General features: G+C 34.4%; 13 protein-coding genes. 3 read left to right on the top strand and 10 right to left on the bottom strand.

Annotated elements, in window-relative coordinates; all coding sequences use genetic code 11:
* The first annotated feature begins 8 nt into the window (after positions 1 to 8).
* Genes ACMW72_RS00370 through ytaF form a run of 3 tightly spaced genes read left to right on the top strand, consistent with a single transcriptional unit; the run spans position 9 to position 2181 of the window.
* Entirely contained in the window at positions 9 to 1211 is a 1203-nt protein-coding gene (locus ACMW72_RS00370) for a dicarboxylate/amino acid:cation symporter (protein ID WP_418366850.1), read from the top strand.
* Position 1212: 1 nt separating this feature from the next.
* The gene (locus ACMW72_RS00365; protein ID WP_418366849.1) at positions 1213 to 1446 is read left to right on the top strand and encodes a DUF896 domain-containing protein; all 234 of its coding nucleotides are present in this window, start codon (positions 1213 to 1215) and stop codon (positions 1444 to 1446) included.
* Between the two features lie 48 nt (positions 1447 to 1494).
* The gene (gene ytaF / locus ACMW72_RS00360) at positions 1495 to 2181 is read left to right on the top strand and encodes a sporulation membrane protein YtaF (protein ID WP_418367368.1); all 687 of its coding nucleotides are present in this window, start codon (positions 1495 to 1497) and stop codon (positions 2179 to 2181) included.
* Positions 2182 to 2988: 807 nt separating this feature from the next.
* On the opposite strand, the gene tsaA is transcribed toward ytaF, so the two are convergent.
* From tsaA to ACMW72_RS00310, 10 genes are all read right to left on the bottom strand, one after another.
* Positions 2989 to 3417, bottom strand: coding sequence for a tRNA (N6-threonylcarbamoyladenosine(37)-N6)-methyltransferase TrmO (gene tsaA / locus ACMW72_RS00355; RefSeq protein WP_418366848.1), 429 nt, complete (start codon positions 3415 to 3417; stop codon positions 2989 to 2991).
* Positions 3418 to 3910: 493 nt separating this feature from the next.
* Positions 3911 to 4888, bottom strand: coding sequence for a S66 family peptidase (locus ACMW72_RS00350; RefSeq protein ID WP_418366847.1), 978 nt, complete (start codon positions 4886 to 4888; stop codon positions 3911 to 3913).
* A gap of 561 nt (positions 4889 to 5449) precedes the next feature.
* On the bottom strand, positions 5450 to 5830 hold the full coding sequence (locus tag ACMW72_RS00345) for a VOC family protein (protein ID WP_418366846.1): 381 nt from the start codon (positions 5828 to 5830) through the stop codon (positions 5450 to 5452).
* Between the two features lie 179 nt (positions 5831 to 6009).
* On the bottom strand, positions 6010 to 7884 hold the full coding sequence (gene htpG / locus ACMW72_RS00340) for a molecular chaperone HtpG (RefSeq protein ID WP_418366845.1): 1875 nt from the start codon (positions 7882 to 7884) through the stop codon (positions 6010 to 6012).
* Between the two features lie 289 nt (positions 7885 to 8173).
* Entirely contained in the window at positions 8174 to 9595 is a 1422-nt protein-coding gene (locus ACMW72_RS00335) for a HAMP domain-containing sensor histidine kinase (protein ID WP_418367367.1), read from the bottom strand.
* A complete protein-coding gene (locus ACMW72_RS00330; protein ID WP_418366844.1) occupies positions 9582 to 10271 on the bottom strand; it encodes a response regulator transcription factor in 690 nt (229 codons plus the stop codon). The genes ACMW72_RS00335 and ACMW72_RS00330 overlap by 14 nt, the downstream gene beginning before the upstream one ends.
* Before the next feature lie 186 nt (positions 10272 to 10457).
* Positions 10458 to 10988, bottom strand: coding sequence for a hypothetical protein (locus ACMW72_RS00325; RefSeq protein ID WP_418366843.1), 531 nt, complete (start codon positions 10986 to 10988; stop codon positions 10458 to 10460).
* Positions 10989 to 11057: 69 nt separating this feature from the next.
* Positions 11058 to 12275, bottom strand: a complete 1218-nt coding sequence (locus ACMW72_RS00320) for an ABC transporter permease (RefSeq protein ID WP_418366842.1) — start codon at positions 12273 to 12275, stop codon at positions 11058 to 11060.
* Entirely contained in the window at positions 12272 to 12994 is a 723-nt protein-coding gene (locus ACMW72_RS00315) for an ABC transporter ATP-binding protein (protein WP_418366841.1), read from the bottom strand. Before ACMW72_RS00315 ends, ACMW72_RS00320 begins: the two co-directional genes overlap by 4 nt.
* Positions 12994 to 14442 (bottom strand): efflux RND transporter periplasmic adaptor subunit, encoded by a 1449-nt coding sequence (locus ACMW72_RS00310; protein WP_418366840.1) that lies wholly within the window; start codon positions 14440 to 14442, stop codon positions 12994 to 12996. Before ACMW72_RS00310 ends, ACMW72_RS00315 begins: the two co-directional genes overlap by 1 nt.
* Between the last annotated feature and the right edge of the window lie 141 nt (positions 14443 to 14583).

Genomic DNA, 14583 nt, shown 5'->3' with positions numbered 1-14583 from the left:
GTTCTAACATGAGTCAATCTACAAAAATTTCGCTTTCGATGTTGCTTGGTGTTGTTGTAGGTTTTATTTTCAACCTCTACCTTCCTGAGAACACGATTCAATACCTAGATAAGAATATTTTTCATCTAATAGGAACTGGTTTTATTCGTTTTATCCAATTTATTGTGGTACCAATTATTTTAGCATCATTAGTTGTTAGTATGACTAGAATGAAAGATATTAAAAAAATAGGTCGATATAGTCTTAAATTAATGATATTATATATTTTAACTTCCTTAGTCGCTCTTTTTATCGGAATATTCTTTGCGTACTTACTCAAACCAGGTATAGGTGTTCAACTTTTGCAACAAAAAGTTGAATTAAAAGAAGGTATGTCCCTAAGTGAATGGTTGTTAAGTATTATACCAGTTAATCCTTTTGAAGCAATGAGTTCAGGACACATGATCCAAATTATTATTACTTCTTTATTACTTGGACTTGGAATCACCTTGGCGAAGGAAAAGGGTAAGCCATTTTTATCATTTTTTGAAAGTGCCAATGAAGTCATCAATCATATTATGGGGATCATCTTAAAACTCGCTCCAATTGGGGTCTTTTCACTCATGGTTTCTGTTATTGCTACCCAAGGTTTAGGAATTCTTAAAAATCTATCTCTATATATCATTGGCCTTATTTTATCCATCTTCGTAATGGGTTTTGGAATTTATGGCGTTCTTTTGTTTTTACTAGGAACTAATCCTTTAAAGTTTTATCGTTCCTTTTTTCCAGCTATTAGCTTAGCCTTTGGTACGGCAAGTAGTAATGCAACATTACCTCTGGCTATGGAAAATGCAGAAAAACGGTACGGGATGAAAAAAGAAATATTGAGCTTTGCGATTCCTTTTGGGATTTCATTAAAAAAAGATGGGGCAGTGATATTACAAGGTTTTACAGCTTTATTTGTAGCACAATTATCTGGAATAGACCTTCAATTAAATCAAATCATCGCCATTGCAATTAGTGCAATTCTTGTATCGTTTAGTACTGCGGGAGTACCCGGTGCTGGAATTATCATGATGTCTACTGTACTTTCCGCAGCAGGTTTACCTTTAGAAGCCATTGCTATAATCGCTGGAGTCGATCGATTAACTGATACATTTCGTACTTCTTTAAACGTTGTTGGTGTTTTAGCCAATGCCGTTATTCTAGAAAGGTGGGAAAGGAGAGAGTAAAGTGAATTTAGATAAAATCAATCGAATCAATGAATTAGCAAGAAAAGCAAAAACAGTTGGTTTGACTGAAACAGAGAAAGAAGAACAAGCAAAACTACGCCGAGAATATATTGATGCTTATAAAGCCAGTTTACGCGCACAGTTACATTCAATTAAAGTTGTCGATCTTAATGGAAATGACGTGACACCGCAAAAATTAAAAGAAGAAAAATTAAAGCAAGGTTATTTGAATTAAATCAGAGTACCATATCCATTTTTGTGACCTCTCTTATTGCAAGTTCATATGTTATATATGACAAAATATATGACAAATCATGAGAGGAGTCTTAAAATGGGTATTTTTACATTAATCTTAATAGCAACTGCAGTGAGTATTGATGGATTTTGGGGCGGTTTTTCTTTTGGATTACGAAAGATAAAAATCTCATATTTGTCCCTGCTGGTTATTTCTTCCTGGTCTATTATAGGCACAATGATTAGCATGATAGCGGGATATAAGCTCCAAAAAATCATTCCTCTTGAGGCAGGTAAATATATTGGAGCGTCACTCCTTTTTCTTTTAGGACTGTTTACATTAAAAGAAGGCTTAAAACAAAAAAAAGAAGCGAATCATCATACGAATCAGCTAAACAATAAAAACTTAATCGATAATCTTCACGTTAAAAATTTAATTAAAATTGTAAATAATCCTATCCTCGCAGATATTGATCATGAAAATGATATTAAACCAATCGAAGGAACGATTCTTGGAATTGCTGTCGCTATGGATGCATCTATTGCGGCTTTTACGTTATCCTTTTTTAACTTAAATCCTTTTCTCACACCGTTTTTATTTGGATTAACTCATTTTGTACTAATTGGATTAGGTAACTTCTTAGCGAGGAATAACATGATTTATTCTTTTGCAGAACGATTTACTTTACTACCAGGTCTAATCCTTGTAACCTTAGCAATCTTACGTCTTATATGATCCGAATATGACAAATTAGGTAAAAAATAAATTTTAAACTTTCGGAGTTGTTGTAACTAAAATTGGTAATATTTATTAAGTGAAAAGTTCCGAAAGAAAAACTTTAGGTTAGGCTTAGTAAAAATTTGCTAAGGAAATGTATTGAAATTAAAAAAAGAAAAAAAGTTAACATAAAAATGAACAAGTTAAAATAAGAGTCATGGAGAAGATTTCCTTGACTCTTTATTGTATTTCTGTATAAAAAGATCTTCGATCTTTAAATAGATGAAATTTAGTATGTATAAATGTCTTTTTAGAAGCAAAAGATTATTTTTTGTCTCAAAATCTTAAGAATACTTATCAATTGAGATGCATATTTTTTGCTTAAATTTGCGTCCGATAATATATATTATGTAAACTAATTAAATTCCTCGAAAATAGAAATATTTCCCCGTGTTATTTGTACAGCTCTGACATTTTGATTTGTAAAGAATTATAAATGATGCTCATAAATCGCTAGTCTATATTTTACATACTCATCATCCGGCCGGAGTTTTAAAGCATATTTGAAATAAGCTCTTGCCAGCTCGTAATCTTTTTTTGTTCGTACGCTTGACCAAGTTTTTTCACAACAACCCAAATTCCTGGAGTCTCTCGATGGTGATCAAGTTTTATTACGGTAAATTCTCTCTCTTTATTTTCGTGAGGTAATTGAACGATTATTTTATCCCTACTTGTGAAAAACTACCGCGGCTAACTTATGTACTTGAGTTATAAAATACTTCATTCACAAACGAACTAGATGATTTATCTGGTTCGTTTTTCAATTTAAAATTTATCCCCACTAAAGCGAGCAGAATCAACACAGTCGATTTCAACCGAGTACGGCTTAATATCCAGAAGTGGCGTTTGATCTAAAGCTTCCAATCCTTTTACAGTTATTTTATTACCTTCAATTTTAATTACCTCAGCAATAGAAAAAGCAATTGGGTTGGGTCGATTAGGTGAACGAGTAGCAAATACTCCTTTTTTTTCATTGCCTTCTCTTGGTTTGATAAACAGTGGATTTTTTCGATTCGCTCGATCAAACCAATAAAGGACAATCAGATGGGAGACGTTTTCTATTCCTTTCATGCCTTCCATATACTCGACAAATATTTCTATTACTTGTGTTTCATCAGATAACCTTCCTTGTCGTGGAGCATCTAATCTTTTATTGTAATTGCTATGGATGACACCAATTTGAACCAACTCCATTTTCTCACCTCATTTTATTAACTTTTATTCGGTATAAATTTCCTTATCCTCAATATACCAAAAAGACTTAGTTTTTGTACGAATGAAAAGATAACTTTTCGAAAAGATAATTTTGACTCTAACGTTACTACAATCAATAAACGGAGGGCATGAAATGAGTAAAAAGAAATGTTTGATGCTTTTAAATATGACAGAAATTGAAAAACATCATATTGCTCTAGATTTTAATTCTCGCTGCTACAGATCTGTAATTAGGAAGTGAAAGGATAGATTATTTCAATCAGTTTCGGCGGGTTACACAGATGAAGGTGGACCTGTTGGCATTACATTCACTGCAAAAGCCTATAGCGAACCTACACTGATCGAAATTGCCTATTCCTATGAACAAGCAACCAAACATAGAAAACCACCAATTTAGTAATCAATAACCCCTATCCTGACAAAAAGAACTTCCCAATTAGGTAGTCCTTTTATCTATGAATAGTCGTTCATTTCAATGTTGAAGGATTTTAATTTTCGATTCATTCCCCTTCGCTACGATCGAAACTTTTCCACCAATCGGAAATGTAATCTGAGGATAAGTATGTCCAAAATCCACATCTGCAATGACGGGTATGGTATCGAGTTCCTTCTTTGACTTAATGATCTTCTTCAATATCTCCTTGCTCATCTCAGATTTCTTTTGGAATCTACCAATAACAATCCCCCTAACCTCTTCGAAACCTTTTTGGTGAATCAACGATTGTAAATCCCGATCAAAATTTTCGGGGAAAGTGAGTTCGTCATCTTCTATGAAAAGTATAGTGTTTTTTAAACTCGGCATGAATTCAGTTCCTTGCAACAAATTCAATGTGCATAGATTTCCACCAATAATAATTCCTTCTGCTTCGCCTTCATTTATGACATACCAACCGTCATTCTCAATAAACGTTCGATTTTCTTGATCCAAATACCATGGATCATCACTCCAAAAATCTGACGGTTTTACCTCTATGATTTCATCTGTCATCAGTGCTTTTTGAAAATAATCGATGGTATAATCCACTCCTTTTAATATTCCGAACGTAGAAAAGTGAGGGCCTGAATAAGTGGTTAATCCAGTTTTGGTATATATCGCATTACCTAATGCTGTAATATCTGAATAACCACAAAGTATCTTTGGATTTGCTTGAATTAATGAATAATCGAGATACTTCAATATTTGATTACTATTATAGCCACCGATTGAAGTTAGAATGGCTTTCACATTGGGATCTGAAAAAGCATTATGTAGGTCTTCAATTCTCGATTCTATAGAGGAAGAATGAAATTCATCACTTTCATAACAATGGTCTCCAAACGTCACATGGAATCCGAGCGATTCAAGGCGGTCTATGGCTATTTTTTGATTTGCTTGGTTAACGACAGATAAACTTCTTGATGGAGAAACAACACGAATTTCATCCCCTCGTTTTAATTTGTTTGGTATCATGTTCGCAACCTCCTCTATTTTATGTAATGCCCCCCATTGTCAAGAGACATTTTTTTAAAAAATAAGTTATGTTTCTCCGGTTCATTGTAAAATTAAATACAACAACAAAATATAGGAAACGCATGGTAAAATAGAATCCGCACTTGAAAGGGGGCATCCTTGTCTCTGTAGTAAAATGATCCGTTGTATTGACTGAGCCCAAATAGAAGTTTTGCGATTGTTTCCAAGCTTCAAGACCTTCATTTCCCACGGTAACTAACTTGGTAATTACCGCCTGCTTCCATTGGTGAGGGAATAGAATAACCCATAATGGAGGCAACTAGTACTAACCTTGCTATATCGTTTCCTGAATTTGACGGATCAGAATAAACGGAAATTATGAATCATAATTTGAGTTACGATAAATGAAATATAAATCGAACCAATGGTAAGATGAAATAACAAAAAGGCCAGGAGGAATTTCTGACCTTTTTGTTTTGCTTGGAATTAATGAGTTAAAAAGTGTACATTATTATCGACGAAAACTGTGTTCTATGCTTTAATGGGTAGTAATCAAAACGATTATTTGTCTTCACGAAGTAGATATTCATTGCCATCTTGGTCTTTAAATGAAAACATTTTCCCATACGGCATCTTCATCATTTCCCCTACTTCAACACCATTTTCCTTCATTTTTGTAAAAGCATTTTCTATGTCAGTGGTACTTAGTATGACATTTGGATGGCAAACGTTCATAGATGGATTTTGAGCCTTCATTACATTTTTGTCATATAAAACAAATGTCGTAAATTCACTCTCACTTGGACCCACTTCTAACCATGTCATATTTGGGCCCATTTGCTGTTCAAATTTAACTACAAAATTTAATTTTTCTGTCCAAAACTTTTTTGCTTCCTCTTGATTATTTACATATAACGTGATTTTTCCGATTTTATTAATCATATGTATGGCCTCCTAGAAAATATCGTGAGTTATTATAATTTCCCGTATGCCCTATTTTATCACTAAAATGTTACTTTTGATACTTCTCAGAAAACTTATCTGTACATAGGTTAAGTAAAAAATTAGAGCATGGAAAAAACCATGCTCTAATTTTTAGCCTAATGAATTATAATCATTTGTCACACCATGATTTTGCAAATATCATTTGTAAACTCTACTGGATCATTGATTGGCAATCCTTCAATGAGAAGTGCTTGGTTGTACAATAGATTTGTATATAAGTTTAATTTCTCTTTATCGTTTTCAAATGCATTTTTTAACGACTTGAATACCTCATGATTGATATTAATTTCTAGAATTTTTTCAGCTTTAATATTATGGTCACCGGGCATTTGCTTTAGGACTTTTTCCATTTCGATCGTGATTTCTCCATCTGTCGCAAAACATACTGGATGAGTCTTTAATCTTTTTGATGCCCTGACATCCTTTACTTTGTCTCCTAATACCTTTTTCATATAGTCAAAGAGTTCTTTGTGTTCGTTCTCTTCTGCATTATTTTGATTATCGTTAGTTTCAATACCTAAGTCTCCGCTTGATACGGATCTGAATTCTTTCCCTTTATAGGTCATTAACATTTTTATTGCAAATTCATCAATATCTTCAGTGAAATATAAAATTTCATATCCTTTATCCGCAACTAACTCAGTCTGAGGCAATTTTTCAATTCTTTCAACTGTTTCTCCAGTAGCATAATAAATATATTTTTGATCTTCAGGCATTCTGGATACATATTCATCTAAGGTGACCATTTTCTTTTCTTTGGAAGAGTAGAACATCAATAAATCTTGCAAGTCTTCTTTATGACTTCCAAAATCACTATAAACCCCATATTTTAATTGTCTGCCAAAGGACTTATAAAATACTTCATACTTATCTCTTTCATCCTTTAACATACTTTGCAACTGGTTTTTAATTTTATTCTTAATGTTTTTCGCAATGAGCTTTAATTGCTTATCATGTTGTAAAAGTTCCCTAGAGATGTTGAGAGATAGATCCTCCGAATCGACCATTCCTTTAACAAAGCTAAAGTAATCTGGAAGTAAATCGGAGCATTTGCTCATGACCAATACACCATTGGAATAGAGCTCTAACCCCTTCTCATATTCCTTCGTATAATAGTCAAATGGTATTTTCTCTGGGATAAATAAAATCGCATGATATCGCACTGCACCATCGACACTAATATGGATATGTTTTAAAGGCTTGTCAAAACCATAGTGTTTTTCCCTATAAAAATTCTCGTAATCTTCAGGGGTAAGTTCATTTTTATTTTTTCTCCAGATTGGAACCATACTATTGATAATCTCTTCTTCTTTGTATTCTTCAAATTCATTCTCGCTTCCTTCTTTTGGTTTTCTTCTAGTCACATCCATTTTAATAGGATAGCGAATAAAATCAGAGTATTTTTTGATGATTGCTTTTAATCGATACTCATCTAGATACTCGTCATAGTTCTCGTCTTCTGTATTCTCTTTGATTTTTAGAATAATTTCAGTACCCACTGATTCTTTCTCATATGGCTCAATCGTAAATCCATCAGAACCCGTAGATTCCCACTTATAAGCTTGATCACTTCCTAAAGCCTTACTAATGACCGTAACTTTATCTGCTACCATAAATGCGGAATAAAATCCGACTCCAAATTGGCCAATAATTTCGTGGCCATCTTTCAATTCGTTTTCAGTTTTAAATGCTAAAGAACCACTCTTAGCAATCGTTCCTAGGTTTTCTTCTAGTTCTTCTTTTGTCATTCCTATTCCGGTATCTAATATTGTCAGCGTCCTATTTTCCTTGTCAGCGATCACTTTTATGTAGTAATTGTCTTGATCAAAACTTAATGAATCATCCGTTAACGCTTTGTAATAGATTTTATCAATCGCGTCACTAGCATTTGAAATTAATTCTCGTAAAAATATCTCTCGATGAGTATAAATAGAGTTTATCATCATATCTAATAATCTTCTCGATTCTGCTTGAAACTGTTTTTTTTCCATTAAAGTCCCCCCTCAATAATAAAAACATTCCGATTAAACTATCTAATGCAGTAATTCAAATTGTAAATCATCTGCAAAAAACAGATAAACAAATTATTAGCACTCTATTCCTTTGAGTGCTAATCACTTTTTTTAATAACATACGTCTGTAGTTTGTGTCAATATGTTACATTGTTTTTAAAAAAAGAGAGAAAGCAAGGATGAAATGTCCCAGCCTTCTCTCTCTCACGGTAATTGATTAATGCATCATTCACAATTGTCGTTATCGGTTCTTGAAAGTGTTCTTTTGCTAATGATAGCTATCCTCATTTTTTAAAATCAGTGTAAAAGTCGTCCCTTTCTCTGAAGTTTCTTTTAAGATCAAGTCACCACCAAGAGCTTTTGCTAAATTTTTGCTATATGTGAGACCTAATCCCAAACCACGTACTTTAATTTTCTTTGCCTTTCCGCGAAAAAATCGTTCAAAAATTAAACCTTTCTCCTCTTCAGGTATTCCCGGACCATTATCTCTGACATCAATCCGAATATCATCATTAGTCTGATAAAGAATTACATCGATTCTACCCGTTTGATTCATTGCCTGAATTGAATTGTTAAGTAAGTTGTATAGAATTTGCTGAACTCTTGCTGAATCGGTCATAACATAAATTGGTTGATCAGGTACAGATGTATGAAGCTCGATGGAATTTTCTTGTCCAATCAACCATTGGTGACTAATTTCTTGAACAAGTTCATTGATATTATGTTTTTCCTTTTGAAGCTTAAACTCACCAATGATCATCGAGTTGAAATCCAATAAATCCTCAACCATCTTCTGAAGCCGCTTTGTTTCCTTTATACTGATTTCTAAGAATTCAGTTGCTTCCTCACCCGTTACAACCTCATCTCTCACAGATTGAATAAGTCCTCGAATGGAAGCAATTGGTGTTCTCAATTCGTGTGTGACACCTGCTAGAAGCTCTGTTCTCATCATCTCAAGCTGTTTTAAACGCTTGGACATATTTTCAAAGGAGTCAATCAACTCATAAATCTCTTTTTCTTTTATATCTTTATCCATCTGAATGTCGTAATTTCCTTCCACAATTTGCTTTGCAGCATCGACGACATCTTTTATTGGCTTAGAGAGTTTTCTGGATAATAAATAGATCACTCCCCATCCTAATAGGGCTAAACTTACCAACAGTATAATAAGAAGCTGTAATTGTTCGTTGTTTAAGGTAACTTTCGCTTGTGGAAAGACAATAAGAACCCATCCAATTGTTTGTTGATTATATTTAATTTCTTTTTTGACAAGATAAGATTGTTCTCGATCTCGTAAGCCCTTAATTTTAACAACATTATCTTTCTGAGTTAATACTGGTGTTACTCTTTGAAGAATGTCCGGCTGAAATATAGGGTTATCGCTAAAGACTAAATTCTTTTTATTATCAATGATCAATAATAAAGTTCTTGCTCCAAAATCAAAAAAATGTTCTCTTTTTTTAAGGAAGCCTAATAAAACAGGTTCCACATTCATATTTCCTTTTTTGTCTACAATTCGTTCAGAAATATCTTCAGCAATAAAACGAGCAATCGCAATTCTTTTTTGGTTTTCCAGTTTGTAGATCCATAACGTTGTAATGAGGCCAACAATCGCGAGACCTACAAATAGGGTGATTAGATAACGTGCAGTCCAATAACGTAGCAATGGAGTTCTCTCATTTTTTTCCATAAACACTGAACTGATACCCCATTCCTCGTATCGTCTTTATTTCTCCTTCAGAAGAAGGCCACAAATCTAGTACCTTGCGTATTCGCTTAATCGCAAGGTCTACAGCTCGATCACTTCCTTCATAGTCCATTCCCCATACTTGTTCAATCAATTGCTCTCTTGTAAACGTTTGATTGGGGTGTCTTGCAAGAAAGAGCAACAAAGATAAGTCACGTGGTGGTAACTCCATTTCTAGTCCATGCAAATACACACGGTGGGCTTTAAAGTCAATCTTTAATGTTCCGTAATATCTGATATTTTCCTGATCGATAATCAGGGTTGATCTTCTAAGTACTGCGTCAACCCTTGCAACCACTTCTAAAGGATCAAAAGGTTTTGTAATATAATCGTCTGCACCTTGATTCAACCCAGTTAATTTTTGGCTTATTTGTCCCAATGCAGTTAACATAATAACTGGGCATGAGCTTCTTTCACGAATAAAATGAAGTACGGTCCATCCATCTACATCTGGTAACATGATATCTAATATAACCAAAGAAGGTTTATATTCAGAAAATTTTTCTATTGCTTCCTCCCCACTAGAGATTAACTCAACTTCATAGCCAGCTTTTTTTAGATATGCCTTTAAAACTCTTGAAATAGATAACTCATCTTCAACAACCATTATTTTTTTCATAGTGTCTTCTCCCCTAGCTCTTACTACCTAGTGTCCTTAATTGCTGACTATGGTAAAATCTGCTTCTATCTTCTATAATTTGGGAAGGATTTTTTATTTTGTAGTAAAAAGTACTGCCAATAGTTATGATTAATAGGACTAACACAATAATTGAAACCAATAACTTAAATCGATTCATATTTCACCTCACATGACATGAATGATAAGTCCAACAATGAAGAACAAACCTAACATAAAATGATAAATACGTACCTTTTTATGCTTCATCTTTTCTTTTAACTTGTATTCCATTACAACACCAAACAAAGATAACAATATTAAAATTGTCCAAGCAATGATACCCGTAATAATTGCAGTCTGCTTATTCGGATAATTCAGGAGGTAATAGACCCCATGAGCTGTAGATGAAAAAATGGTGATCCATCCTAATAGGACATGATGTTTATGCAAGAAAGTTGTAAGGTGACGTAGTATCCCTCGATCATTTAGCTTTTTCTTTTTCATTATTACATAAATTTTTCTTAATACCCAAATTCCTAAAGCGGATATTCCAAATATTAAACCCATAACCCCTAATTGATTACTTAGGCCTCTTTCTCTTATACCAAATAAAAATGCAGATCTATTATAATAGAAATAAAATATTGGAATCATTGAAAATGACAATGCAGCAACTAAGTAACCGAGAACATTTATTGTTCGGTCGATAAATTTCATACAGTTTCACCTTCTGTTGTATAAAGAATATTATAAGAACAGCTTGTTTGAATCAAGCAGTTCCCCTTTTTATTCATAACGTAAAGCATCAATTGGTTTTAATTGAGCCGCTTTCCTTGCAGGATAAACACCAAAAATGACTCCAACGATTACAGAGGTTAAAAATGAATAAAGAATTGGACTTAAACGAATCGTTGTTGTTAAACTAGTAAATTCACTGATTAGCATTGCGCCACCGATACCGATTAGAATTCCAATGATTCCACCAAATAGACTAAGAGTCATGGATTCAATTAAGAATTGCCTTTGAATATCCCCTTTTGTTGCCCCAATTGCCTTTCGAATCCCGATTTCTCTTGTACGTTCTGTAACGGAGACAAGCATGATGTTCATAATCCCAATTCCACCCACAAGTAAAGAAATGGCGGCAATACCAGATAACAACGCAGTCATAATCGAAGTTATCCCTTGAGCTGTGTTTAAAATTTGTGTTTGAGATCTAATCTGGAAATCATCCTCATCCAATGGTGATAAATGATGCTGTGAACGAAGTGTTTGTTGAATATCGAATTGTGCTTGATCCATTAAATCTGAAGATTTTGCTGACACATAAATGGTTTTAATATTTGTTTCATTAAACAAACGGTTCATTGCGGTTGTAATCGGTATAATGACTCGATCATCATTGTCTATGTTACCTGAACTTCCTTGACTGGCGAGGACACCAATAATGGTAAACGGCATTTGATCGATTTGAATGGTTTGTCCGATTGGATCAGTATTCATACTTCCAAATAAATTGGTCACTACTTCAGGTCCCACCACCGCAACATTCGATTGACCCATTACGTCAAACTGATTAATAAACCTCCCCAGTTGTACACTAATATTGCGAACTTCAGAATATTGTTCATTGGTCCCTTCAATACTTGTAGAATAGCTTTGATTTTTCCACACCACTTGAGCTTGTTTACTAATAGAAGGAGCCACAGCTGCAATAGAAGATTTTGTAGAAATAGCTGAAGCATCACCTAAAGTTAACGAATTCAGCGATCCTGCTCCAAAACTTACTCCTCCTTGTTTTGCTTGACCAGGAGTAACAATTAAAAGATTACTACCTAGAGCATTAATTTGGGAAGTGACACTTGTAGATGCTCCTTCACCTATTGCAACCATGGTGATAACAGCAGATACTCCTATCACAATACCAAGCATTGTAAGAAATGAACGTAATTTATTTGCTCGAATACTTCGTAGAGAGACTTTCATACTTTCTATAAAACTCATTTTACCACATCCTTACGCTTAGCCATTCGCCGATTCAACACGATCTCATTGGAGATAACTTGGCCATCACGAAATCGAATGATGCGTTTGGCATACTCCGCAATTTCTTGTTCATGAGTGACTAAAATGATGGTTTTTCCCTTATCATTTAACTCTTGAAAAATCCCCATAATTTCCGCACTGGTTTGGGTATCTAATGCACCTGTTGGCTCATCAGCCAAAAGGATGACAGGATCATTGACAATGGCCCTAGCAATAGCTACCCGTTGTTGTTGCCCACCTGAAAGCTCATTTGGTTTATTTAGAAGTCGATCTCCCATACCCATACTTTTAAGTGCAGTAACAGCTCTTCTTCTTCTCTCTTTGGCGGATATACCTGCATAAAGAAGTGGAAGCTCAACATTCTCTACTGCAGATGTTCTTGGGAGTAAATTATAGTTTTGAAAAACAAAACCGATTTTGCGATTTCGAATGAGTGATAATTCATCATCATGTGCATTTAATATCGGGTAACCATCCAAATAGTATTTTCCTGAAGTAGGGTGATCAAGGCAACCAATGATATTCATCATGGTTGATTTACCAGATCCTGAAGGTCCCATAATGGCAACAAAATCTCCTTCTTCGATCTCCATGCTTACATCACGAAGCGCTTGTATTTCCTGATTTCCTATTTGATAAACCTTTTTCAAATTTTCAATCCTGATTACGGTTTTCATTAGCGATCACCTCTTAAGGGAATGCGATTACCTCCTGTTCCAGGTAACCGGAATTGATTGGATCTTTCATTGTTCGTCGATGAAGGAAGTTGGAAGGTCAATACGACTTGATCTCCCTCTTTTAATCCAGATAGAATCTCTACTTTATCTGTACTGTAATAGCCAATCGTTACTTCTTGGAATCGAGATCGACCATTTGTAGTTTGTACCATTACACCCATCTTACCATTTTGTTCCTTTAGTGCGGCTGCAGGTACATACAGTGTATTAGTATGAGTTCCCACTATTATAGTTGTATTTACTGTCATGCCGGGCATTAATAACTGTTCTTTATTATCCACAGAAAGCTTTACACTGTATGTTGTAACTCCTGATTGTGTTGTTGCTTCAGGAGAGATTGCGGTAACTTTGCCTGTAAACTTTTTTCCTTCAAAAGAAGTCGTGGTAAATGTAGCGTTCATACCTATTTTCACTTTTCCAATGTCGTTTTGACTTACTTGCGATATAACTTCAAGTTCACCAGAATTTGAATTATCCATGACAATAAATCCTGAACTCTTTGACGAACCAGAAGATGTTGAACTGCTTAAGGAAGAGTTACCTGTTGATCCATTATTCGATCCACCACCACTAGATGGAATCTCTCCTACCTCACCGTTTACCTCAACGATTACCCCATCCATCGGTGCTTTTAACGTCGCATTTGCTAAGGCGTTTTGTGCTTGTTGTAATTGATAATATGCTTGGTCTACGCTTGCTTGTGCACTTTGTAGTTCTGATGATTTAGGTGGAGATTTTAATTGATTCAACTGAGCAACTTCCATATTATAGTTTGCTTGTGCTTGATCGACATTGTTCTTTGCTTGTTCAAGTTGAAGTTGATCAATTTTCCCTTCACTATATAATTTTTTCTGCTCCTCATAGTTACTTTTCGCTATATCAAGGGATAATTTTGCCTTATTCACACTCTGTTGTTTAACAGCAATTTCTTCTGCAGAGGCTCCTTTTTTCACTTCTTCCAACCGCGCTTTTGCAGCAGATAGATTCGCTTGAGCGATTTTAACTTGTGTACTTAATGAAGAAGAATCAACAGTTGCTAATACTTGCCCAGCTTTTACTTGATCTCCAACTTTTACATTTACCGTTGTTATCTGACCGCTGCCGTTTGGAAAGTTTAAAACGACTCTTTTTGTAGCTTGAACAGTTCCTGTTGCTGATATTGTTTCAGTCACATCTCCTTTTTGAACAGGTATCAATTTAACTACCTGATTGGTTGGTTTTGGTGCCGATAATCTCTGATATCCATACACTCCTCCGGCTAATAGCACTAGGAGAACAGATGTAATAATAACGATTTTCTTTTGTCTTTTCTTTCTATAGGAAATAAGGTCATCTGATTTACTATTTTCCATTTCTGGCTTATGCTTAGAAAATAATTGCTTAAGCATATTATATTGACTCCTTTCCATATGTTTTACACTTGTCTATATTAGACATTAATTATGTCAGGAAAATGTCAAAACAAAAAACCAGTCAAAAAGACTGGTTCAAAAGTGAACAATGTTAACACCAAACAAAGCCCCTTTTAT

The sequence above is a fragment of the Tepidibacillus sp. LV47 genome (assembly GCF_048381575.1).
Lineage (GTDB): Bacteria > Bacillota > Bacilli > Tepidibacillales > Tepidibacillaceae > Tepidibacillus.
The sequence above is the reverse complement of the archived record's forward strand: the minus strand, read 5'-3'. Positions and strand labels throughout refer to the sequence as shown.

Coding starts and splice junctions, on each gene's coding strand:
- ACMW72_RS00370 (WP_418366850.1), top strand. CDS start 9: ATGAGTCAATCTACAAAAATTTCGCTTTCGATGTTGCTTGGTGTTGTT.
- ytaF (WP_418367368.1), top strand. CDS start 1,495: ATGTTATATATGACAAAATATATGACAAATCATGAGAGGAGTCTTAAA.
- tsaA (WP_418366848.1), bottom strand. CDS start 3,417: ATGGAGTTGGTTCAAATTGGTGTCATCCATAGCAATTACAATAAAAGA.
- ACMW72_RS00350 (WP_418366847.1), bottom strand. CDS start 4,888: ATGATACCAAACAAATTAAAACGAGGGGATGAAATTCGTGTTGTTTCT.
- ACMW72_RS00345 (WP_418366846.1), bottom strand. CDS start 5,830: ATGATTAATAAAATCGGAAAAATCACGTTATATGTAAATAATCAAGAG.
- htpG (WP_418366845.1), bottom strand. CDS start 7,884: ATGGAAAAAAAACAGTTTCAAGCAGAATCGAGAAGATTATTAGATATG.
- ACMW72_RS00335 (WP_418367367.1), bottom strand. CDS start 9,595: ATGGAAAAAAATGAGAGAACTCCATTGCTACGTTATTGGACTGCACGT.
- ACMW72_RS00330 (WP_418366844.1), bottom strand. CDS start 10,271: ATGAAAAAAATAATGGTTGTTGAAGATGAGTTATCTATTTCAAGAGTT.
- ACMW72_RS00325 (WP_418366843.1), bottom strand. CDS start 10,988: ATGAAATTTATCGACCGAACAATAAATGTTCTCGGTTACTTAGTTGCT.
- ACMW72_RS00320 (WP_418366842.1), bottom strand. CDS start 12,275: ATGAGTTTTATAGAAAGTATGAAAGTCTCTCTACGAAGTATTCGAGCA.
- ACMW72_RS00315 (WP_418366841.1), bottom strand. CDS start 12,994: ATGAAAACCGTAATCAGGATTGAAAATTTGAAAAAGGTTTATCAAATA.
- ACMW72_RS00310 (WP_418366840.1), bottom strand. CDS start 14,442: ATGCTTAAGCAATTATTTTCTAAGCATAAGCCAGAAATGGAAAATAGT.